At 39.2% G+C, this 22470-nt stretch carries 22 protein-coding genes; 1 reads left to right on the top strand and 21 read right to left on the bottom strand.

The features are described 5' to 3' along the window. Positions 1-63: 63 nt before the first annotated feature. The 19 genes from ACKVQX_RS03445 to ACKVQX_RS03535 all read right to left on the bottom strand — a co-directional run bounded on the left by ACKVQX_RS03445 (position 64) and on the right by ACKVQX_RS03535 (position 20113). The gene (locus tag ACKVQX_RS03445; RefSeq protein WP_165442706.1) at positions 64-222 is read right to left on the bottom strand and encodes a hypothetical protein; all 159 of its coding nucleotides are present in this window, start codon (positions 220-222) and stop codon (positions 64-66) included. Positions 223-346: 124 nt separating this feature from the next. Further along, complete coding sequence (gene icmF, locus ACKVQX_RS03450) at positions 347-3577, bottom strand: fused isobutyryl-CoA mutase/GTPase IcmF (RefSeq protein ID WP_409136024.1); 3231 nt, start codon at positions 3575-3577, stop codon at positions 347-349. A 101-nt stretch (positions 3578-3678) separates the two neighbouring features. Next, on the bottom strand, positions 3679-4815 hold the full coding sequence (locus ACKVQX_RS03455) for an acyl-CoA dehydrogenase (protein ID WP_068455975.1): 1137 nt from the start codon (positions 4813-4815) through the stop codon (positions 3679-3681). 18 nt (positions 4816-4833) lie between these two features. Continuing rightward, entirely contained in the window at positions 4834-5964 is a 1131-nt protein-coding gene (locus ACKVQX_RS03460; protein ID WP_068455978.1) for an acyl-CoA dehydrogenase family protein, read from the bottom strand. Positions 5965-6052: 88 nt separating this feature from the next. Beyond that, positions 6053-6904, bottom strand: coding sequence for a 3-hydroxybutyryl-CoA dehydrogenase (locus tag ACKVQX_RS03465; RefSeq protein WP_087682489.1), 852 nt, complete (start codon positions 6902-6904; stop codon positions 6053-6055). 14 nt (positions 6905-6918) lie between these two features. Continuing rightward, positions 6919-8103: an acetyl-CoA C-acetyltransferase gene (locus ACKVQX_RS03470; protein ID WP_087682488.1), complete on the bottom strand. Its 1185-nt coding sequence runs from the start codon at positions 8101-8103 to the stop codon at positions 6919-6921. Between the two features lie 160 nt (positions 8104-8263). Beyond that, entirely contained in the window at positions 8264-10417 is a 2154-nt protein-coding gene (locus ACKVQX_RS03475; protein WP_087682487.1) for a heterodisulfide reductase-related iron-sulfur binding cluster, read from the bottom strand. Between the two features lie 234 nt (positions 10418-10651). After that, positions 10652-11329 carry a hypothetical protein gene (locus tag ACKVQX_RS03480; protein ID WP_087682486.1) on the bottom strand — a complete coding sequence of 226 codons (678 nt, stop codon included), beginning with the start codon at positions 11327-11329 and terminating at the stop codon, positions 10652-10654. Then, a complete protein-coding gene (locus ACKVQX_RS03485; RefSeq protein ID WP_368634268.1) occupies positions 11326-11817 on the bottom strand; it encodes an ECF transporter S component in 492 nt (163 codons plus the stop codon). Before ACKVQX_RS03485 ends, ACKVQX_RS03480 begins: the two co-directional genes overlap by 4 nt. Beyond that, positions 11804-12415, bottom strand: a complete 612-nt coding sequence (locus ACKVQX_RS03490; RefSeq protein WP_325943421.1) for a cob(I)yrinic acid a,c-diamide adenosyltransferase — start codon at positions 12413-12415, stop codon at positions 11804-11806. Before ACKVQX_RS03490 ends, ACKVQX_RS03485 begins: the two co-directional genes overlap by 14 nt. A 16-nt stretch (positions 12416-12431) precedes the next feature. After that, positions 12432-12833: a bifunctional adenosylcobinamide kinase/adenosylcobinamide-phosphate guanylyltransferase gene (locus tag ACKVQX_RS03495; RefSeq protein ID WP_285215803.1), complete on the bottom strand. Its 402-nt coding sequence runs from the start codon at positions 12831-12833 to the stop codon at positions 12432-12434. Then, entirely contained in the window at positions 12785-13378 is a 594-nt protein-coding gene (locus ACKVQX_RS03500; protein WP_285215802.1) for a histidine phosphatase family protein, read from the bottom strand. The genes ACKVQX_RS03495 and ACKVQX_RS03500 overlap by 49 nt, the downstream gene beginning before the upstream one ends. Further along, on the bottom strand, positions 13351-14115 hold the full coding sequence (cobS, locus tag ACKVQX_RS03505) for an adenosylcobinamide-GDP ribazoletransferase (protein ID WP_285215801.1): 765 nt from the start codon (positions 14113-14115) through the stop codon (positions 13351-13353). Before cobS ends, ACKVQX_RS03500 begins: the two co-directional genes overlap by 28 nt. Then, a complete protein-coding gene (locus tag ACKVQX_RS03510) occupies positions 14116-14694 on the bottom strand; it encodes a bifunctional adenosylcobinamide kinase/adenosylcobinamide-phosphate guanylyltransferase (protein ID WP_285215800.1) in 579 nt (192 codons plus the stop codon). Continuing rightward, a complete protein-coding gene (locus ACKVQX_RS03515) occupies positions 14667-15752 on the bottom strand; it encodes a pyridoxal phosphate-dependent aminotransferase (RefSeq protein WP_409136025.1) in 1086 nt (361 codons plus the stop codon). The genes ACKVQX_RS03510 and ACKVQX_RS03515 overlap by 28 nt, the downstream gene beginning before the upstream one ends. Further along, positions 15730-16698: an adenosylcobinamide-phosphate synthase CbiB gene (gene cbiB / locus ACKVQX_RS03520; RefSeq protein ID WP_325943520.1), complete on the bottom strand. Its 969-nt coding sequence runs from the start codon at positions 16696-16698 to the stop codon at positions 15730-15732. The genes ACKVQX_RS03515 and cbiB overlap by 23 nt, the downstream gene beginning before the upstream one ends. A gap of 2 nt (positions 16699-16700) precedes the next feature. Then, on the bottom strand, positions 16701-17378 hold the full coding sequence (locus ACKVQX_RS03525) for an adenosylcobinamide amidohydrolase (RefSeq protein WP_068456014.1): 678 nt from the start codon (positions 17376-17378) through the stop codon (positions 16701-16703). A 627-nt stretch (positions 17379-18005) separates the two neighbouring features. Next, positions 18006-19673, bottom strand: a complete 1668-nt coding sequence (gene argS, locus ACKVQX_RS03530; protein ID WP_068456016.1) for an arginine--tRNA ligase — start codon at positions 19671-19673, stop codon at positions 18006-18008. Then, a complete protein-coding gene (locus ACKVQX_RS03535; protein ID WP_121178315.1) occupies positions 19670-20113 on the bottom strand; it encodes a DUF1934 domain-containing protein in 444 nt (147 codons plus the stop codon). The genes argS and ACKVQX_RS03535 overlap by 4 nt, the downstream gene beginning before the upstream one ends. A gap of 190 nt (positions 20114-20303) precedes the next feature. Between ACKVQX_RS03535 and ACKVQX_RS03540 the strand changes: the two genes are divergently transcribed. Next, positions 20304-21419 (top strand): diguanylate cyclase, encoded by a 1116-nt coding sequence (locus tag ACKVQX_RS03540; RefSeq protein ID WP_342302715.1) that lies wholly within the window; start codon positions 20304-20306, stop codon positions 21417-21419. Positions 21420-21461: 42 nt separating this feature from the next. Here the strand turns inward: ACKVQX_RS03540 and ACKVQX_RS03545 are convergent, their stop codons facing one another. Beyond that, positions 21462-21650, bottom strand: a complete 189-nt coding sequence (locus ACKVQX_RS03545) for a hypothetical protein (RefSeq protein ID WP_068456022.1) — start codon at positions 21648-21650, stop codon at positions 21462-21464. Between the two features lie 268 nt (positions 21651-21918). Then, positions 21919-22440 carry a YwhD family protein gene (locus ACKVQX_RS03550; protein ID WP_342302716.1) on the bottom strand — a complete coding sequence of 174 codons (522 nt, stop codon included), beginning with the start codon at positions 22438-22440 and terminating at the stop codon, positions 21919-21921. Between the last annotated feature and the right edge of the window lie 30 nt (positions 22441-22470).

A 22470-nucleotide genomic window follows, 5' to 3' on the forward strand; every position in this document is an offset into this window, starting at 1 on the left:
TTTCCTAAATACATAAAGTATGATGTTACTATTATAAACGCAGTGTACTACATTGTACCACAATCATTTAGTTGTTTTGTTGACTTTTATGCGCGTGTAAACAATATAGAATAAATAAAATGAGAGCAATAAGATTGGAATTGCGCCCAGTTGCTTATTATACATGAAATAAGTCGCAATCAATAGTCCTATTAAAATGATACCTGGAACGAATTTCTTCATCAATTTAACGCTCCTTAAAAAAACTCTTTACCTGTCATTATACAAAAAAATAATGATTTTGTCCTTATACAAAAGAAAGCACCTCTTTTGTATCGAAATACGCAAGAGGTGTTGTGTCATTCTACTACATATTACGACGGTATTGTCCGCCCACTTCATATAATGCATTTGTAATCTGCCCTAGACTCGCATAACGAACTGTTTCCATTAACTGTTCGAAAATATTGCCATTTGTTTTCGCAACATGCTTTAATTTTTTAAGTTGCTCTTCTGCTTCATCACGATGTTTTTCTTGGAAAGTGCGTAGATTTTTTAATTGTAACTCTTTTTCTTCTTTCGTTGCACGTGCTACTTCCATTGAATCAATCGATTCGTCTGACTCTTCATTTGGGTTCAAGTACGTATTCACACCGATAATCGGTAATTCACCTGAATGTTTTAGATGTTCATATAACATGGATTCTTCTTGAATTTTACCACGTTGATACTGTGTTTCCATCGCACCAAGTACACCGCCACGGTCGTTAATACGATCGAATTCTTCTAATACAGCTTGTTCGACTAAATCCGTTAATTCTTCAATGATGAATGAACCTTGTAATGGATTTTCATTCTTCGCTAAGCCATACTCTTTTGTAATAATCATCTGAATCGCCATCGCACGACGTACAGAACCTTCTGTTGGTGTTGTAATCGCTTCGTCATATGCATTTGTATGCAGCGAGTTACAGTTATCTTGTAGCGCCATTAATGCTTGTAGTGTTGTACGAATATCGTTAAAGTTAATCTCTTGCGCATGTAAGCTTCGTCCAGACGTTTGAACATGATATTTCAACTTTTGACTACGCTCATTTGCACCGTACTTATTACGCATTGCTGTCGCCCAAATACGACGTGCAACACGACCAATCACCGTATATTCTGGGTCTAAACCATTCGAAAAGAAGAACGATAGGTTCGGTGCAAAATCATCAATATGCATACCTCGACTTAAATAGTACTCAACATATGTGAAACCATTTGCCAGCGTGAATGCTAATTGTGAAATTGGATTTGCGCCCGCTTCTGCAATATGATAGCCAGAAATCGATACAGAATAGTAGTTGCGAACTTTATGGTCGATGAAGTACTGCTGAATGTCACCCATCATACGTAGCGCAAATTCCGTAGAGAAGATACATGTATTTTGCCCTTGATCTTCTTTTAGAATATCTGCTTGAACCGTCCCACGCACAACATTCAACGTATGTTCTTTCGTCTCCATAAATTCTTCGACGGTCAGTGTTCTGCCTAACTCTTCTTCACGTTTTTGCACTTGTTGGTCGATTGCTGCATTCATAAACATCGCTAAAATAATCGGTGCTGGTCCGTTAATCGTCATCGACACCGATGTAGATGGTGCGCATAAATCGAATCCATCATAGAGTTTTTTCATATCATCTAATGTACAAATACTCACGCCAGATTCCCCAACCTTACCATAAATATCAGGACGTTCTGCTGGATCTTCACCGTATAATGTTACGGAGTCAAAAGCTGTTGATAAACGTTTGGCATCATCATCTTTTGATACATAGTGGAAACGACGATTCGTACGTTCTGGTGTTCCTTCTCCAGCAAATTGACGCTTTGGATCTTCACCTTCACGTTTGAACGGGAATACGCCTGCTGTGAATGGGAACTGTCCTGGAACATTTTCACGATAGACAAAGTTTAAAATCTCACCGTAGTCTTTATACTTTGGTAAGGCTACTTTCGGAATTTTTGTACCTGATAAACTTTCTGTGCGTAGAATTGTGCGAATCTCTTTATCACGTACTTTTGTTACATATTCATCCCCTGAATAATCCGTTTTTAACTGCTCCCAGTTTCGTAAAATCGTACGTGATTCAGCTGTTAGTTGTTCTTCTGTTTGGAAAGCTAATTGCTCTAAAACTTGGATTGTCGCCTCATCTCCACCATTTGCTTTCACTGCTTCAATTGAGCCATGTAATGTAAATAGTCGACGTGCGATATCTACTTGTTCTGCTGCTGTTTTATGGTAGTTACGCACCGTATCTGAAATCTCTCGTAAATAATAACGACGGTCATTTGGAATAATGACATTTTGTTTTTGTGTCTTAACGAATTCTTCATAGCTTGTTTGCCAATCTAAATCCATCTTCTCATTAAATGTACGAATAAGTGCCGCAAATAATGCGTTTGTACCTTTATCGTTAAATTGACTCGCAATTGTACCGTAAACAGGCATGTGATCAATTGGCTCATCAAAACGCATATGACTACGCTGATACTGCTTTTGCACTTGACGTAGTGCATCTTCTGAACCTTTACGTTCAAATTTATTAATAACGATTAAGTCGGCATAGTCAATCATATCAATCTTTTCAAGTTGTGTTGGCGCACCAAACTCACTTGTCATGACGTACATTGCGACATCTGAAATCGTCGTAATTTCATTATCACCCTGTCCAATACCAGATGTTTCAATGATGATTAAATCGAACCCAGCGACTTTCACAACATCAAGTACATCACGAATAGCATGCGATAGTTCTGTACGTGAATCACGTGTCGCAAGCGAACGCATATAGATGCGCTGGTCGAAAATCGCATTCATACGAATACGGTCACCAAGTAGCGCACCGCCCGTTTTTTGCTTCGTTGGGTCAATTGACAAAATCGCAATTTTTTTATCTGGGAATTCAGAAAGGAAACGACGAATTAATTCATCTGTTAATGAACTTTTCCCTGCACCACCTGTTCCTGTAATCCCTAAAACAGGTGTATGTTTTGAAGCCTTTCTCGCCTGCTCTAAAAAGGCTTCATTTGCGCCATTTTCTGCATACGTGATTAACTTCGCAAGTGTCGGTACATTCTCAGTTGTAACTTCTGGTATTAAATCGATGACATCATCTTCTGGTAATGGCTTGTCAGAATCATTAATCATCTTTGCCACCATGCCATCTAGTCCAAGACGGCGGCCATCTTCTGGCGAGAATAATCCTGCAACACCATATGCATGTAAATCTTTTAATTCGGCTGGGAGAATAACACCTCCACCGCCGCCCCAAATTTTAATATGTGGTGCGCCCTTCTCTTTGAGTAAATCGTACATGTATTTAAAGTACTCGACATGTCCACCTTGATAAGAAGATACTGCTACACCATGTGCATCTTCTTGAATCGCTGCATTGACGACTTCTTCTACAGAACGGTTATGCCCAAGATGAATAACCTCTGCACCCTGTGCTTGTAAAATACGACGCATAATATTAACGGACACATCATGTCCATCAAATAAACTTGATGCCGTTACAAAACGAACTGGACTTTTACTTTTCACTTTTCCCATTCTATGACCTCCCCTTATATAAAAGAAGGGCAGTAGAGATTGATGCTTGTTCAATTTCTACCACCCACTATAAATGCCCCAACATCATACAGTTTGCTTCATTATTTTTGTAGCATACGTGAAATAACCATACGCTGAATTTCTTGTGTACCTTCATAAATTTGTGTGATTTTCGCATCGCGCATGAAGCGTTCTACTGGATAGTCTTTCGTATAACCATAACCACCAAATACTTGTACAGCATCTGTTGTTACTTTCATCGCCGTATCACCAGCCATGAGTTTCGCCATTGCAGATGCTTTACCATATGGTAGACCTTCTCCTTCTAACCACGCTGCTTGATATGTTAAAAGACGTGATGCTTCTGTTGCTGTCGCCATATCTGCTAGTGTAAAACCGACACCTTGATTTTCAATGATTGGCTTACCGAATTGAACACGCTCACTTGCATATGCAACTGCCGCATCTAGTGCGCCTTGTGCAATACCAACTGCCTGTGCTGCAATTCCGTTACGACCACCATCTAATGTCTTCATCGCGATTTTAAAACCATCACCAACTTCACCTAAGATATTCTCTTTTGGAACGCGGCAATTTTCAAAAATAATCTCCGTTGTTGGTGAAGAACGAATCCCCATCTTATCTTCTTTCTTCCCAACAGAGAATCCTTCAAAGTCAGATTCTACGATGAATGCTGTCGTACTACGACGGTCATTCGGGTCCGTTAATGCAAATACAACATAAATATCAGCTAAACCACCATTTGTAATGAAAATTTTCGAGCCATTAATGATGTAATGGTCACCGTCTTCTTTCGCAACAGTTTTCATACCCCCTGCATCCGAACCAGAAGCAGGTTCTGTTAAACCATAAGCACCAATCTTCTTACCTTCTGCCATCGGGCGTAAGTATTTTTGCTTTTGTTCTTCTGTACCGAATTTATAAAGCGGCCAACCTGCTAAAGACGTATGAGCGGAAATTGTGACACCCACTGAAGCATCTACACGCGATAATTCTTCTACAACGATACAGTACGCTAAATAATCCATTCCTGCGCCGCCGTATTCTTCTGGCCACGGAACACCTGTTAAACCAAGTTCAGCCATTTGTTCGAAATGCGTACGATCAAATCGTGCTTCTTCATCACGCTCTGCTGCTGAAGGTGCGATTACTTCCTCTGCAAAATCACGAACCATTTTCTTTAACATCTCATGTTCTTCTGATAATTTAAATTGCATATTCATTTCCTCCCGATTTTAAAGTTCTTTTGAAATAACTAAACGTTGAATTTCACTCGTACCTTCATAAATCTCTGTTACTTTGGCGTCGCGGAAATAGCGTTCCACAGGATATTCTTTTGAATAACCATAGCCTCCGTAAACTTGGATAGCTTCAGTTGCTACTTCAACTGCAATTTTCGAAGCAAATAATTTCGCCATTGAAGCTTCTTTTTTACAGTCTTCACCACGTTCGTATAATGCTGCTGCACTATAAACTAGTTGTTTCGCAGCTTCTACAGATGTCGCCATATCAGCTAATTTGAATGCAATTCCTTGATGTTTAATAATCGGCTGATTAAATTGTTGTCGCTCTTTCGCATAACCAATCGCCGCTTCAAGTGCTGCTTCTGCAATCCCTAAAGCCTGTGCTGCAATCCCAATTCGTCCAACATTTAAGTTTGCCATCGCGATTGTAAAGCCTTCGCCTAGTTGACCTAGTATATTTTCTTCTGGAACAAATAAGTTTTCGAATGTCAGTTGTACCGTACTTGAACCATGCAGCCCCATCTTCTCCTCATTTTTACCAATTACAAGTCCTTCCATCGTGCGCTCCACAATAAAGGCTGTAATTCCTTTTGTCTTTTGAGTTGAATCTGTTACTGCAAATACGATATAGACATCTGCATAACCACCATTTGTAATGAATACTTTTGAACCGTTTAGTTCGTAGCCACCTTCTACTTTTTTTGCAGAAGTTTTAATAGAAGCCGCATCTGAACCTGCTGCTGGCTCTGTTAAACAAAACGAACCTAAATATTCACCACTCGCTAATTTTGGAACATACTTTTCAATCTGTGCCTCTGTACCAAATTTTAAAATAGGATTCGTTGCAACCGATGTATGCACTGATAAAATAACGCCTACTGTTCCACTTACTTTAGATAATTCATGAATTGCCAAAATATAAGAGATAAAGTCCATATCCGAACCACCGTATTTTTCAGGTGTCGTCATCCCCATTAGTCCTAATTCGCCCATCTTCGTTAAAACGGCTGTTGGAAATTCATCTTTTTCCATATTCGGTACGAATGCCGCAACCTCCGTTTGTGCAAAATTGCGGACCATTTTTTGTAGCATTGCTTGTTCTTCTGTTAATTGGATCGCCATAATGGAACTCTCCCTCCATAATTTTTCAAGTCGTGCTGTTCATGGCTTGAATCTGGTTCCCCAAACATCTCTAGATGATGATGGTTTCTTATTCGTACACATAGAAGCCGCGACCGCTCTTCTTACCATACCAACCTGCTGCTACATATTTACGCAGTAGCGGACATGGACGGTATTTACTATCTCCAAACCCTTCATACAATGTTTCCATAATATAAAGACATGTATCTAAACCGATGAAATCAGCAAGTGTTAATGGCCCCATTGGGTGATTCATCCCCATCTTCATCACATCATCAATGGCCTCTACACTAGCAACTCCTTCATACAGTGTGTAAATCGCTTCGTTAATCATCGGCATTAAGATACGATTGGCAACGAAACCAGGATAGTCATTTACTTCTACAGGTGTCTTTTTTAGTGCATGCGTTAATGTTTCAATCGCTTCATACACTTCATCTTTTGTAGCAAGTCCACGAATGATTTCAACTAACTTCATCACTGGAACTGGGTTCATAAAGTGCATGCCAATAACTTGCTCTGGTCGCTTAGTTACAGCTGCAAGCTCTGTAATTGGTAATGACGACGTATTTGTTGCGAGAATCGCATGTTCTGGTGCTAACGCATCTAAGTCTTTGAAAATTAATTGCTTAATCGCCATATTTTCTGTTGCAGCTTCAATGGCTAAATCAATTTCCTTTGCGCGTTCCATTGTTGTTTCAAGTGAAAAACGAGCTAAGATTGCATCTTTTTCTTCAATAGTAATGCGCTCTTTTAATACGTTCTTTTCTAAGTTTTTTGTAATGCGTGCAATACCTGCTTGTAACGATTGTTCTGATGTATCACAAAGAAGAACTTCATACCCTGCTGTTGCACAAACTTCAGCAATCCCTGCACCCATTTGCCCTGCACCAATGACCATAATTTTGTTGATTTCCATCTCTCGCTTCCCCCTTATACTTCAATCATAATCGCGTCGCCTTGACCGCCACCTGAACAAATTGCCGCAATTCCAATGCCACCGCCACGACGTTTTAGCTCATGTGCTAATGTAAGAACAATTCGAGCACCTGATGCACCGATTGGATGTCCAAGAGCTACTGCTCCACCATTTACATTAATTTTTTCTTCATCTAAACCTGCAATTTGCTTACTCGCTAAAGCTACAACTGCAAAAGCTTCATTGATTTCGAATAAATCAATTTCATCTACGGATTTCCCTGTTTTTTCGAGTAATTTTTCAATAACTAACCCTGGTGTTTGTGGAAAATCTGCTGGTTCTACGCCAACTTCAGCGTGACCAATAATTTTCGCAAGTGGTGTTAAACAACGCTTGTTTGCTTCTTCTTCATTCATCACAACGACTGCACATGCACCGTCATTAATACCTGGTGCATTCCCTGCTGTCACCGTTCCGTCTTTACCGAATGCTGGCTTTAAGTTCGCTAATACTTCTACTGTAGTTCCTTTACGCGGCGCTTCGTCCACACGAATGACAAGGTCTTCACCTTTTCGTTGCGGTACAACGACGTCGACAATTTCTTGTTCAAATACACCATTTTCAATTGAAGCCACTGCACGTTCTTGACTGCGTGCCGCAAAGCGATCTTGTTCTTCTCTTGAGATGTTTAATTCCTTCGCTGTCTTATTTCCGTAAGTACCCATGTGAACATGCGCTGGGTCAAATGCGCAAGATAGACCGTCATAAACCATACCATCTACTAATGTTGCATTATTCATACGTAAGCCAAAGCGTGCATTCGGTACATAGTACGGTGCATTCGACATAGATTCCATACCACCTGCTACGATGATGTTCTCATCACCTAAACGAATGAGCTGGTCTGCCAATGTAATACTGCGTAAACCAGAGGCACATACTTTATTAATTGTTTCTGTTTTTACCGACCAAGGAATACCTGCTTTTGCTGCTGCTTGTCTTGATGGAATTTGTCCTTGCCCTGCTTGTAATACATTTCCCATAATGACTTGATCGATTTCTTCAGGAGCTAAGTGAATTTCCTCTAAAGCACCTTTAATCGCAATGCCGCCTAAATCACTTGCGGATAATGAACTTAAAGAGCCTCCAAACTTGCCAAAAGCTGTTCGAGCACCGCTAACAATAACTGATTGATTCATGTTCATAACCTCTCTCTTTGTAAGTATGCGCTTTCAAGTTCTTGTCAAAAGAAAGAGAGTGGGAATTTCCGCACTCTCTTGTAAAACCTAAGAATAAAATAGGTTTGTTTTTCCTTATTATATAATAAATGTATTTTTAAGGAAAGTGTTTTTGTGCGATTTACACAGTTTCTTCTATTTCATCCTCTTTTTCTGTCGGAGGTGGTGTATGTTCACCGAAAACAGAACGCTCAAGAATTTCTGCTACATCATATGTGCCAACTGATTCTTCCACTTCTTTCGCTTTCGTACCATCCGATAACATCGTTAAGCAATATGGACAGCCTGCTGAAATCATCGAAGGTCCAACTGCCAATGCTTGTTCTGTTCTCGCAACATTGATGCGATTTCCTACATGTTCTTCCATCCACATGAGACCGCCACCTGCGCCACAGCACATCGCGTTTTCACGATTACGTTCCATCTCCAGTAATGTCACACCTGGAATGGCTTTTAAAATGTCACGTGGTGCATCGTACACTTCGTTGTAACGCCCTAAATAACATGAATCATGGAAGGTGATTTTTTCATTCACTTCATATTGTGGAACAATTTTCTTCTCTTTCACTAATTTCGCTAGTAGCTCTGTATGGTGATACACTTCACCTGACCAACCGAAATCACTGTATTCATTTTTGAAGATATTATAAGCATGCGGATCAATCGTAATGATTTTTGTAACGCCTGCTTTTTCAAATTCTTTAATATTTGCTTCTGCTAATTCTTGGAATAAGAATTCATTTCCTAGACGACGCGGTGTGTCACCTGAGTTTTTCTCTTTATTACCAAGAATCGCAAATGGAATGCTTGCTTCATTTAATAAGTGAGCAAAAGAAAGTGCAATTTTTTGTGAGCGACTATCGAATGAACCCATTGAACCAACCCATAATAAGTATTCGAATTCTTCGCCTGCTTTTTGTGCTTCTTTTACGGTTGGAATGTGTAATTCTGGGCGTTGGTCGCGCCAGTTTTCTTTTTCTTTACGATTTAGTCCCCATGGATTTCCTTGACGTTCGATATTTGACATCGCGCGTTGTGCATCTGGGTTGACCTTACCTTCTGTCATCGTTAAATAACGACGAAGGTCGATAATTTTTTCTACGTGTTCATTCATTACAGGGCATTGATCTTCACAGTTACGACATGTTGTACATGCCCAAATTTCTTCTTCTGTGATGACATCCCCAATTAATGATGGGTTATAAATATCTTCTACTACTGCTCCTTCTACTCCACCTGCCATCGCCAATTGATTTCCTTTTGACTGGTTGAATAGGAAGCTTGGAACCCACGGTCTTTGAGATGTTTGAACAGCACCTTTATTCGTTAAGTGGTCACGTAGTTTCAACATTAAGTCCATTGGTGACAGCATTTTTCCTGTACCACTTGCAGGACACATATTTGTACAACGACCACATTCTACACAAGCATATAAATCAACTAATTGTAGTTGTGTAAAATCTTCAATTTTTCCTACACCGAATGTAGGCATCTCTTCTTCATCTTCTGATTCCTCATCCATATTGAAGTCAATTGGTGTTAATTTACCAACAGGACCTAGACGGTTGAGATATACGTTGACTGGACCAACAATTAGATGCGCATGTTTTGATTGTGGAATATACACTAAGAAAATGAGTAAGAATAGTAAGTGAACCCACCACATCGCATAGAAACCGGCTGCTGCTGCAACAGGTGAGAAGAAACTAAAGATTGTAGCGACTCCAGATGCGACTGGCTCTGACCATGTTGTGTCTTCTCCGTTCCAAATTAACCCCATACCATTACCCACTAATACAGAAACCATTAGGCCACCGATGAAGATTAATACTAAGCCTGATTTGAAGTTACGTTTTAAACGGACAAGCTTCTCAACATAACGACGATAGAATGCCCAAACGACTGCAACTAAAATTAAAAGCGCTACAATTTCTTGGAAGAATGTGAAATATGGATAGAGTGGTCCAAGCGGCAAATGTGAGCCTGGTTTTAATCCCTTCCAAATGAAGTCGATTGCGCCAAGTTGTACTAAGATGAAGCCATAGAAGAACATGACGTGCATAATACCGCTTTTCTTATCCTTCAATAACTTTTTTTGACCAAAAACCATCACCCAGATTTTATGTAATCGAGCTTTTACGTTCTGATCAAATTCTGTTTTCTTACCGAGCTTAATGAAATCGTATCTTGTTTTTAAAAGATAGCTAAATAGGTACACTGCATAAAGAACAACTACTAAAAAGAGTACCCAGTTTAAAACGAGTAGACCATTCATTGTACTTCCCCCCCTGTGATAACCTATTATTTCCCCTTTGTTACCACCTTTTTCATATATTTGAAACGATATATATACTTCTATTGTAGGTTATGAATGGATATTCAGTCAACAAATTTCATGCATTATGCTGTTTTTAATCGCAAATATGCTCGTAAATGCTGATTTTATTTAAAAATAAAAATAAGAAAAGACATTAGAATTCTCACTTCTAATGCCTTTTCTATACTTATATTATTTCAGTCTATGTAAGTCATGTTGTAAAATTTTTGAAATATTTGCTACTTGTTCGGCTGTTACGCCAATCAAAACCATCGTTGAAGGTCCTGCTGAAGCAGTGGAGTCGTAGGGTACATTTTCTACATCTACCACATCGATTAACTCCAATTGCTCTAGCTCTTTTTGTAAGCCTTTCGAACCAAGGGGAATCACTTGTGTAATATGCTGATTTTTTAATGCTTCTACAATGATTTGTAGATTGGCAATTTGATGAACGTTTTGTAATAGCTGTTCGCCAACAAGCGGTCGACCATATGTAAACCAATGGAGTTTAGATAGATTGGGAAGTGGTCGCTGCTTTTCACCAAGCATCGTAATGCCAAATCCAGACTGTAGAGTTGGCATGTTCGTTTCGGTACTTCCACTAATCGCTGGAACAGGTATTTGCACTTCTTCAAAAACGCGATTGATTCCCGTAATATACTTGCCCCATGCTTCTTCACTCGTAAAGTTTAACAAGATGATTTCTTTTGGAATAGCCTGATTCGCTAATTGTTCAAGTAATGTAACGCGTGTAGAGTAGTAACTCGTAACATCATCTGGCACATGAACGACATCTAATTCTTTTTCGCCGATTGCGCCAGAATTATCACTTGTAATTACTAAATTCCCAATCTGTCTTGCATTTCTCATGAAACTTCCACACCTGTTCGAACGAATGCTTTTTTAAGTAGTGGCAAGAGTATTAAACCAACTACAACATTAATTAATGTCGCGACTAAAATGCCTGGTGCTACTGCAAAATACATCGCTGGTGATAATAAGAAGTAGAATGGGAGTGGTGAGAGTACACCATTTGATAAAATAATCCATGCCCATGCTAACTTCTTCATTCCTTTACGATAAATAATGGCTGCTACACCCACAACAACTGCCATCTCAAGCGCAATGAAGATATGAAATGGTAATGTTAACGGGAAACCTGAAGATAAAGCTGTAGCCATATGTCCAAGTGCTCCCGCTGCTGCTGCAAGTGGTGCTGGAATAAATGCAATACTAATGAACGCTGGAACTGAATCCAATGCCGGCGTCCCCGGCGGTACAGGAATTTTAATAAAAGAACCAATTACGGAAAGTGCGACAAACATTGCAGTTAAAACTAAAAGTCTAGTCTTTTTCACGTTTGTCACCTCCCTTCTTGGCGCGACCTCCGTCCTTAAATACTTTCGCACTTCTTGCGTATTCAACATCTGGTACATTTAGACGTGAATTGACAACGCGCGCTACAGCGAATAAGTAATCTGATAAACGATTTAAATAACGCTGTACAACAAGAGGTACATCTCCTTCTTCTGATTGTTTTAATAATGTCACCATTTGACGTTCTGCACGTCGTGTAATCGTACGTGCGATGTGTAAAGTCGCTGCTGCTGGTGCGCCCCCTGGTAAGATGAATTTCTCTAATAATGGAGGTTCGTCCATTAAAATATCAATTCGCTGTTCCATTACTTCGATTGGTTCATCTGTCATTTTGTAATGACGTTCTTTCATTACGTTTGCTAAATCACCACCGCAATCAAATAATTCATTTTGAATATTTTCTAAATCTTGTAATACATCTTCAAATAATGCTGGATCTAATTCTGATACAGCCTTACCAATAAATGAATTTAATTCATCAATCGTTCCATAAACTTCTACGCGCGCATCATCTTTATCAACGCGTCCTCCAATTAAGCTTGTTTTACCTTTATCACCTGTACGTGTATATAAATTCATTGTGCCATCCTTCTTTCTATTTAATCTTTTGTGGAATTCCATACCAAATCCGTGTAATTGTTTGACTTTCTGCAAATAAAAGTTGATACAATCTACCTAAAACATCGCGTAATTTTCTTTTTTCAGAAACAATTGGAACGATACCTCTACCAATGTCTTCTATAATGACATAGATTGATTTGTATTTAAAACCATTTTTTACAATTTTGTTAAAAAAAGTTTCCGCTACTTCTTTTTCAGGTTCATTTAGAAAAGGTTCAATTTGCTTCTCTAAGTCAGTAATAACAAGTATTTCAGCATGTTCATTTTCTATATTACTGTGTTGTAAATCATTACACCATTCAACTGTTTGCGTTTTTAATTGTTCCGTTACATATTTTCTTTTTCCGTTATATGCGCCACCGATAATGATATGCATCGCTTTCCCTCCTTAAAATCTTGAAATGACGTAAAAGTGAGTTCGTACATTTCATCATGTGAAATCGACCAATCCCAAAATACGGTCGGTGTCGGCGCATATTTCATAAGGAGAATACGAATCGTGCCACCATGTAACACCATCGCACATTTCTCTGCTTCAGTTATTTCAGAGATGCCCATTTCTACACGCTGTTGAAATTGCTGAAAGCTCTCTCCATTAGGCGGTGCGACTTGAAGCGGATCATCAATCCATGCACGATATACTTCATCTTCTTTTAAATCTTCATACGTTTTCATTTCAAAATCACCGAAATTCGTTTCGCGAAAAGCAGGAATTCTATGAAAAGTGGCATGTGGATAATACTGCTTGGCTGTTTGTTCACAGCGCTTTAAATCACTACCGTAGACGATTTGTACAGTTGAATCAATGATTGGAAGCTCACTCTCTATAATCCCTTCATCCGTCCATCCCACATATTTTCTCTCTACATTCCCCTGTGTTTTCGCATGGCGCACTAATGTAAGAGTAAAAGTAGAATCCATAACATCAACTCCATTCCTTCGATGAAAGCACCGTATAAGTCACCTGAACTACCGCCAAAATGTTTGATTGTCCAACTACGATAGAGACGTGACATGCCTAATACAAAAAGGACAAACACAGCGATAATTAACCATGCCTGTGTAAATATTCCGACAAGAATTGCTACGACTAATAAACTACCAAAAATCGTATAAATAAACGGCTTCATTAAAATATGTGACTTAAAAAAGGCGCCCAGTCCTGTTTCTTTATTTGTCGGTGTTTGAACGAGGTAGTATGCCATTCCTAAGCGTGCTAAAAAGGGAATAAATAAAAACCAATAGATAGAGATGGCATCTGTCGCAACGAGTTGTGCAAAAAATAAAACTTTAGCTGCTAAGAAAATCACGAGTGACATCGCACCAAAAGCACCGATACGTGGATCGTCTAAAATCGCATGACGTTTTTCTCGGTCACGATATGAAAAATACGCATCACTCATATCCACAAAACCATCTAAATGTAGTCCCCCTGTTAAAATCAAACCCGTTAAAATGACTAAAAACGCGATTAATAGAGACGACCAATTCGTATAATGCATCAGCAGTTGATAGACACCGTACATGATTGCACCCATACATGCGCCGACAAAAGGAAGCATACTAAACATCATTGTCACATGACGTTTTGTCATCGGAAGTTCCTTATTGACGGGAATGACCGAAAAGAACTGAACTGCGAGTAAAAAACCTGTCATTTACTTTCCTCCTTTCCAGTAGTGAGGAATACCATAATCCATCTCGATTGCTACGGCACAAAAAGAGACAAGCCATTGATGAAACAGACCGATTTGCTTTCGATAAAATTCCACTTCTTCACTCTCATATTTACTCTCATCAAGCACTTCATTCGATACAATGAAAAATGGAATGTGCTGTTCGTTCAAATGACGACACCATGCTTTCGCTTCTTCTACTCGCTGTTGAAAACGCTCTGCATGTTGCCACTGCATAGATTTGTCGTCCAACTGTACATACATCTCATTCGTCAGCCATGTCGTGACACAATCCCATAGCACAACTGCATCTTTTGGAATTCGATTTACGAGTGTCGCAAAATGCGTCGGCTGTTCAATGGTCGTCCACTTTAGTGATGTTCGGTCTGCTTGATGCCATGCAATGCGCTGCTTCATCTCATCATCGAATGCAACACCCGAAGCAATATAATACATCTTGCGATTCGTCTGTTGTGCAGTTTGTCGAACAAGTTGTTCTGCAAATGCACTTTTACCACTTCGAACGCCACCTGTTATAAAATGGCTGTTTGTTGAAACCACCACGTCATCTCCTGTTCTACGATTTTCATTTCCTCAGCTGTTTTCAAACCCATGCGAAGCCACTCACCTTGTAGTACGCGATAATTTTCAGTATGACGGAATACGATGCCCTTTTCTAAAAAGTAGCGATAAAACTGCTTGGTGTGCTGTGGATTTGGTAATTGAAAACAGAGATAGTTCGTCTGACTATTAGCAACGACACAACCTTGATTTCTTAAGTATTGACGCCAATTTTCACGCTGTTCAATTGTAGTGTCGATTGTCTGCTTACGATATTCTTCCTCTTGCAAACACTGTGTTCCAATCGTTGCGGCTAAGCTATTCACATGCCAATGTGCTGCATAAGAAGCTAATTTTTGAATCAATTGTGGCTGCGCAATCAGATAGCCCAATCGAATACCTGCTAATCCGTACATTTTCGTCATCGAACGCACAATGATTGTATGCAAAAATTGCTCGCTGCATGGAATCATCGTTGGCTCTGGTTCTAACCAATCCATAAATGCTTCGTCTAAAATGACGTAGCAGTTGAATTGTTCTCCCCATTCCATAATCGTCTGAAGCTGTTCTTGTGGTGGTAATACACCTGTTGGATTATTCGGTGTACAGAGATAGATTGCCTTCGCCTGCTTCATCTCTTGTTGAATTTGTTCCATTGGTAAAGACCATGTACATACATTTTCAACCTCTACATGAATCAATTGTGCTTCATGAACGGATAAAGTTGCTTCATACTCTGAAAAAGTTGGATGAACAAGAATGACACGTTGTTTCGCTAAAAACATTGCTAAAAAAGTAAATAGCTCAGCTGCACCATTACCTACAAGTACACATTCTTTTGATATGTGATGCTTGTTCGCTATCGCACTTAAAAAAGGTTCTCCTTGTGGATCAGGATACTTCTCTATTACTTGGACATATTCCGTCCATGAATTTCGGATAGATTGTGGGATCCCCGCTACATTCACATTTTCACTTAAATCAATCATGTGTTCAGGTTGTGGGATCCCAAGTTGTTGAAATAGTTTATGTGGATTAGCTCCATGACTGGGTAGCATAGTAGATGACACCTCCTAAAATCGAATAAAGTAGCCAAAAGTAGATACTCGCTTGCTGCATTTGTCGAATCGTTTTTTGAATATCTTGCGCTTGTAATGGTTTCGTAGAGTATCCCATCTCTGCACGATGTGAAGCAACACCTTCATAGTAGTTTAGGCCACCTAGTTGAATACCAAATTGATATGCAGTTGCCGCCTCTAAATAACCACTATTCGGACTTGGGTGCTTTTTCGCATCTTGTAGCCATGCTTGTAGTCGCTCGCGATATGTATAACTCGTTTCATTATTTGTACAAGTGATGATGAGAAATCCTGTGATACGGCTTGGTAGCCAATTGACAATGTCATCTAACTTCGCAGAACAATAGCCAAACTGCGCAAATCGTTCATTTCGATAGCCTACCATTGAGTCGAGTGTATTAATCGCTTTATACACCCACATTCCTGTCGCTCCAAATAAAAATCCATAAAACAGCGGGGCTGTAATCCCGTCACTCGTATTTTCAGATACCGTTTCAATCACACCACGCGTAATATTCGCTTCATCTAAATGTTCTGTATCACGACCAACAATCCACGATAACTTTTTACGTGCTTCTTGTAAATCACCTGAAACAAGTGGCGTATAAACATCGAGTGCTGCTTGTTTTAATGACTTTTGCGCTAATGCAATTGTCATGAATACGGTTTGAACGATTAGATAGACACCCCAATGAATTTGATACGCTACATAGCTAAGAGCAAATACAATACTTCCGGTTAATAAAAGTGTGGAGAGTGTTAGCATGAAGCCTTTTGCGATGCGCTGTTTACCATGATTCCACTTTTTCGTCGCAAAGGAAATCCAATTCCCAATCCAGATGATCGGATGGGGAAGTTTAGGTGGGTCGCCAATTAGACGATCCAACCAGAATGCTAGTGTACACGAAATTATATGTAAAACGATTATCATTCCATCATCCCCTTTGCACGCTTGTAATCGTGTAAAGCATCTACAACCGTTTCATATACGCCTCTTCCTAAAATACGACCAACTGGCGTAACGGTCCCTGCATAGTTTTGAGTTGTTCCTTGTTGTGTTGCCCCAATTAGAATGCTATCTGTTGATGTACCTGTCGCAATGGTGTTCGATATACGGTCTGTAATTTTTTCATCTGCGAGTGCTTTTACCTTTGCTTCTGTAGCAGTCATCATCGCTTGTACAAAAGCTTCTTCTGTTAATGTCGCATCAATGAACGCCCAAATATTAATCGTCCCTACTTCGTAAAAAGGTTTTCTTAAATAGGATTTTGACACATCTACTGCATTACCGACACCAGCTGTCACCATAATGACCACATGAATAGCATCTGCTTCAAATTCTCGAATGATGGCATATCTAGCTGCTACTGCTGTCATCATCGCTACTGTTTGATCTGGTTGAAACCCCTGTTTTTCAATGTATTCCTTCATTTCTGTATGTGCATCTTCACACATATAATTAGCATCTACTGCACGATTCATACATGTGTTATACCATCCAAAACCTGCATTATGTAAAGCAGATGAGAGAATTTTCAACGGTTGATTCGATTCGAACACAACATAAGAGGGGCGAATCTGAATCTGTTCTTTTGAAATGGTCATAAAATAAGTCGTTCCTCTCTCAATATATTGCTTGAAAAATCAAATAATTTTAAATCTCTTTTAAATTATATGCTAAAAAAGTGTGCAAAACAAAAGACCTTTTTCACTTTTATATAAAAAGAAGTTTTATATTCGGATTTTCGAATGATGATGTTTCCCTTTCGCGCGCGGATTTGTCCCTTTCGATGGCGGCGTTTCCCTTTCGCGCGCGGATTTGTCCCTTTCGATGGCGATGATTCCCTTTCGCGCGCGGATTTGTCCCTTCCGATGGCGGCGTTTCCCTTTCAAATGCCAAGATTCCCTTTCGCGCGTGGATTTGTCCCTTTCGATGGCGGCGTTTCCCTTTCGCGCGCGAGTTTGTCCCTTTCAAATACCAAGATTCCCTTTCGCGCGCGGTTTTTTCCCTTTCAACGCCGGCGATTCCCTTTCGCGCGCGGATTTGTCCCTTTGAATTGCAGTGTTTCCCTTTCGCGCGTGCTTTTGTCCCTTCCGATGGCGGCGTTTCCCTTTCGCGCGTGGATTTGTCCCTTTCGATGGCGGCGATTCCCTTTCGCGCGCGAGTTTGTCCCTTTCAAATACAAAAAAAGAACCGCATCATCGCGGTTCTTTTTAGCTTCATATCAAAGATTACATTTTTTCTGGTGCTGCTACGCCTACTAATTTTAATGCGTTTTTCAGTGTTTGTGCAACAGCTGTAATTAATGCAAGACGTGCTGCTGAGCGTTCTGGTTGGTCAGCATCTAATACCTTTTCAGCATTGTAGAAGCTGTGGAATGTTGCTGCTAACTCTTGAATGTAGTTTGTAATACGGTGTGGCGCGCGTGCTTTTGCTGCATCTGCTACTACTTGTGGGAAATCGCCCACTTTTTTCAGTACTTCGATATCTTTTTCAGTTGATAAAGTATCTAAACCATCTGTAGAAGGTTTAAAGCCTTTTTCTTCAGCTTGACGTAAGATTGAGCAAATACGTGCGTGTGCATATTGTGCATAGTACACAGGGTTTTCATTCGATTGTTTAATTGCTAAATCTAAATCGAAGTCTAAGTGTGTATCGCCAGCACGCATCGCAAAGTTGTAACGTACAGCATCTAAGCCTACTTCTTCTACTAATTCACGTAATGTCACAGCGTTACCTGTACGTTTTGACATTTTTACTTTTTCACCGTTACGTAGTAAGTTGACCATTTGGATGACTTCTACTTCTAATTTATCGCGGTCATATCCAAGCGCTTCGATTGCAGCTTTCATACGTGGAATGTAACCGTGGTGGTCAGCGCCCCAAATATTGATTAACTGATCGAAACCACGTTGTAATTTATCTTCATGGTATGCGATATCTGGTGTTAAATATGTGTAAGAACCGTCTGATTTTACAAGAACGCGGTCTTTATCATCACCGAATGTTGTTGAACGGAACCAAGTTGCACCGTCTTCTTCAAATACGTGACCATTTTCTTTTAATTTATCGATTGCTACTTCTACTTTGCCATCTTGATAAAGTGACGTTTCAGAGAACCATACGTCGAAATCAACGCGGAAATCTTTTAAGTCTTTTTGTAGTTTACCAAACTCATGCTTTAAACCATGTGTACGGAAGAATTCATAGCGTTCTTCTGGCGATTTTTCTAAAATCTCTGGGCCGAATTCTTTTGATAATTCTTCTGCAATGATAATGATGTCTTTACCGTGATAACCATCTGCAGGCATCTCTGCTTCAAGACCTAATGCTTGGCGGTAACGTGCTTCAAGAGATGACGCTAATTTTGTAATTTGATTACCTGCATCGTTGATGTAGTATTCACGTGATACATCATAACCTGCAAAATCAAATACGTTACATAATGCGTCACCAACTGATGCACCGCGTGCGTGACCTAAGTGTAAGTCACCTGTTGGGTTTGCTGATACGAACTCTACTTGTACTTTCTGTGCATTACCAGCGTTTGAGCGACCGTATGCATCTCCTTGCTCTAAAACAGTTGGTACGACTTTTGTTAAGTAGTCTTTTGCTAATGTGATGTTGATGAAACCAGGACCTGCGATTTCAACTTTTTCAATGTTTGCTGATGCTTGATCTAAGTTTTCTACGATAGCTTCAGCAATTGCGCGTGGTGCTTTACGTGCGATTTTTGTTAATTGCATCGCAATGTTTGTTGCGTAGTCACCGTTTTCTTTATTTTTAGGTGTTTCTAAGTGAATATTTAATGCCTCTGGTTCTTCTACTAATTCTGCTTTTTTAATAGCGTTTAAAAAAGCCTCTTTGACCGCTTGTTGTGCTTGTTCTACTGCGTTCATTCTGTTCCCTCCGTATACGTAAGTTCTAATACATAATCACCGACAGATTCATCGCCTGCCAATAGCTCATAATGCACAAAAAATCGTCCACTATTTGAGCCATCTTCCGCTTCGTCGAATGCCATTTTCTTGGTTAAAGTCATGATAGGCATTGTTCCAAATGCTGCTTCATAGTGACCTCGTTGAAATGCGTGTAACGTAAATGGTAAACGCATCTTTATATCGCCATTGCGCATAATAATGGCATCGTTTTCGCCAAAACGTAATGTCGTTTTCATCTTCTTGTCTTCAAGAATTTCTTCGTATTGTAAATACACCTGGTCACGCTTTCGCATGATTGTACCGGTTGACCACAGTTCAATCTTTTCGGGTTTTTGACCTTTATGCGTGATCGTTGTAATCAGTTTCAGCTTGACTGGTGCAGTTGGTGGTTGTGCCATACATCCACACCTCCGCTTTTTATTCTATAACCTTTTTATTATAGGTTATTTTCTCACTAGATTTCAAGGTATGAATCATTGATTTCATTATGAATATACGAATTTCCAAATATTTATCAAATCGATTTTATTTTTTGGTTCGAAGTAATGCTATAATGGATACTAATTATTATGTAATAGGGGTACGACAATGATTTTAGATATAATTATCAATCTTTCCGTAATGTTTACCTTCATCATTTTCTCGTATTTTGTCTTGGAATATTATCAAGAGAAACGACCAGACTTTTCAGATTTACGCCCTTTCATTATCGGCGTTGTCGCAACAGGTATTTCATTAGTATTAATGCAAACAGCTCTTAATTTTGAAAAAAATATTTTTGTTGATACACGTAATATTAGTATTTTAATTTCTGGATTATTAGGTGGGCCTGCTGCTATTCTGCTATCTTCTATACTCGTTGGCTTCTTTCGTATGTTCTTTTTTGAAGTCAATCCAACAAGCTTTATGGCTGGTGGAACAACGATTGTACTTGGTTTTATTTTCTTCTTTTTATCATTTAAAAAACCAATTAATTATAAAAATAGCCATTTTTATTTAGCGATTCAAACGATTGTGACAGCGATTTTATTGTTTTTCTTAGAAGGTTATAAAAATCCATTATTCGTTTCAATTATTTTTGTAATTATGAATGTAACAGGCTTTTATTTAATTTACTTTGTTTTAAAATTATTCAAACGCCAATTTGAACGAATTCGTGTCATTGAAAAATTATCCGAAACAGATTACACAACAGATTTACCTAATAATCGTAAGTTTGATAGTATGCTTGAGCGCGCAATTAAAACTCAACAACCTTTTTCACTATTACTCATTGATATCGATCAATTTAAAATGCTGAACTTACGCTACGGTCATGAAGCAGGGGATGAATTATTACGTGAACTAGCAGAACGACTTAAAAGTTTTTCAAAAACACACCTTGCCTTTCCTGCACGTATTAGTGGAGAAGAATTTTCACTTCTGTGTTACGATGCTGCTCCTGCTGTTGGTGTTCATTACGCTACAGAACTTATGCTTATGATTCGAGATGAGCCTTTTATGATATCAAATGGTGAAAGTGTTCAACTGTCCGTATCTATTGGTGTAGCTTCTTACCCCGATAATGGTGAAACAGTGAAAGAATTAACAAATGCAGTAGATGAGGCGATGAATGCAGCAAGTGTACTCGGCCGCTCGCATGTTGTGCACTTGAACCAAGTTTGTCATAAAAAACAAAGTACTCTAAAGAAACAAAATCTTTAACGAAACAACCCGTATGACGTTTAACTCATCATACGGGTTGTTTTACTTTTGTTCTTTTTTCGGAAATAACATCGTTAATAGTACATATACAACCGTTAAACCAATGATCAACAAGATTCCCTGCCATAATTCAAGTTCACCTTGCGTTTTAAATAAAACAACGAGAACCACAATAAAAAAGATGGCTCCTGTAATCGGATTCGGAATTTTCCCTTTTTTAGGTGCTGCCATAAAATCCTCCTCAATAAAAGAAAAGGGCTTCGTTCATACGGAGTCCGTTAGTTCCATAATCACGAAAGCCCTATTCATTTGAAATCGCTTAAGTATGATGAAGCAAATGGCTTGGGTTTTGGGTTCATCTGCCTCATCCTGCTCACTGCAATCTCATTCAATGTCTTAGCTTGCAAAAACAAGCCTTACATCAAGTGTACTTCCTTTCGAATGGATATACAACCATGTTATTTTGCCATATGTGATTATTCACATATTGTTCATTTAATTAGTTTTCAAATGATAATGCTTCATGTAATGCAGGCTCTGAACGATTCCACATACCTTCATCAAAACCTTTTAAATAATCATGTAAAACACGTTTTGATTCTTCATCCATATGATCGACAATAATATGACGTTTCATCGACTTATCCATTTTATTTACGTGGTCGGCTAAAATTTTATAACCGCGACGTTTTTCTTTGTTTACGACCATTTCACAAGCTGTTACACCTGCATAGTAGCCACCTTCTGGTTTTTGATCGATTGTTACCCATACAAGCCAGTATGGTTTACCGCCCTCTGAATCTTCACGATTCGTTGTAAATTTCACGCCACGCTCTACTGCGCTTCGTGCATGCATACCACCGATATCCACTTCTGCTGTCTTCTCTTGTACATCAATAAATAGTGGTGATACATTCTCTAATGAAAGCGAACCAATGCCAAATCCTTTATGGCCGTCCGTTGGATTATTTTTAATAATCGTAAATTCCATTTTTTTCGTTTCTTTTTTTTCATTTTCCATTCGCTATCTGCCTCCGTTCTGTTATCATTA

The sequence above is a fragment of the Kurthia sp. ISK08 genome (assembly GCF_046159805.1).
GTDB classification, from domain to species: domain Bacteria; phylum Bacillota; class Bacilli; order Bacillales_A; family Planococcaceae; genus Kurthia; species Kurthia gibsonii.

Excerpts from the sequence above, each read along its gene's own strand:
- ACKVQX_RS03475 (WP_087682487.1), bottom strand. The coding sequence starts at position 10,417 with ATGAATGGTCTACTCGTTTTAAACTGGGTACTCTTTTTAGTAGTTGTT.
- ACKVQX_RS03545 (WP_068456022.1), bottom strand. The coding sequence starts at position 21,650 with ATGGCAGCACCTAAAAAAGGGAAAATTCCGAATCCGATTACAGGAGCC.
- ACKVQX_RS03550 (WP_342302716.1), bottom strand. The coding sequence starts at position 22,440 with ATGGAAAATGAAAAAAAAGAAACGAAAAAAATGGAATTTACGATTATT.
- ACKVQX_RS03470 (WP_087682488.1), bottom strand. The coding sequence starts at position 8,103 with ATGAATCAATCAGTTATTGTTAGCGGTGCTCGAACAGCTTTTGGCAAG.
- ACKVQX_RS03460 (WP_068455978.1), bottom strand. The coding sequence starts at position 5,964 with ATGGCGATCCAATTAACAGAAGAACAAGCAATGCTACAAAAAATGGTC.
- ACKVQX_RS03445 (WP_165442706.1), bottom strand. The coding sequence starts at position 222 with ATGAAGAAATTCGTTCCAGGTATCATTTTAATAGGACTATTGATTGCG.
- ACKVQX_RS03535 (WP_121178315.1), bottom strand. The coding sequence starts at position 20,113 with ATGGCACAACCACCAACTGCACCAGTCAAGCTGAAACTGATTACAACG.
- cobS (WP_285215801.1), bottom strand. The coding sequence starts at position 14,115 with ATGACAGGTTTTTTACTCGCAGTTCAGTTCTTTTCGGTCATTCCCGTC.
- icmF (WP_409136024.1), bottom strand. The coding sequence starts at position 3,577 with ATGGGAAAAGTGAAAAGTAAAAGTCCAGTTCGTTTTGTAACGGCATCA.
- ACKVQX_RS03490 (WP_325943421.1), bottom strand. The coding sequence starts at position 12,415 with ATGAATTTATATACACGTACAGGTGATAAAGGTAAAACAAGCTTAATT.
- ACKVQX_RS03515 (WP_409136025.1), bottom strand. The coding sequence starts at position 15,752 with ATGCTACCCAGTCATGGAGCTAATCCACATAAACTATTTCAACAACTT.
- ACKVQX_RS03495 (WP_285215803.1), bottom strand. The coding sequence starts at position 12,833 with ATGCATATCATTATCGGTGGCGCATATAACGGAAAAAGAAAATATGTA.
- ACKVQX_RS03500 (WP_285215802.1), bottom strand. The coding sequence starts at position 13,378 with ATGGATTCTACTTTTACTCTTACATTAGTGCGCCATGCGAAAACACAG.
- ACKVQX_RS03525 (WP_068456014.1), bottom strand. The coding sequence starts at position 17,378 with ATGACCATTTCAAAAGAACAGATTCAGATTCGCCCCTCTTATGTTGTG.
- argS (WP_068456016.1), bottom strand. The coding sequence starts at position 19,673 with ATGAACGCAGTAGAACAAGCACAACAAGCGGTCAAAGAGGCTTTTTTA.
- ACKVQX_RS03480 (WP_087682486.1), bottom strand. The coding sequence starts at position 11,329 with ATGAGAAATGCAAGACAGATTGGGAATTTAGTAATTACAAGTGATAAT.
- ACKVQX_RS03455 (WP_068455975.1), bottom strand. The coding sequence starts at position 4,815 with ATGCAATTTAAATTATCAGAAGAACATGAGATGTTAAAGAAAATGGTT.
- ACKVQX_RS03540 (WP_342302715.1), top strand. The coding sequence starts at position 20,304 with ATGATTTTAGATATAATTATCAATCTTTCCGTAATGTTTACCTTCATC.
- ACKVQX_RS03465 (WP_087682489.1), bottom strand. The coding sequence starts at position 6,904 with ATGGAAATCAACAAAATTATGGTCATTGGTGCAGGGCAAATGGGTGCA.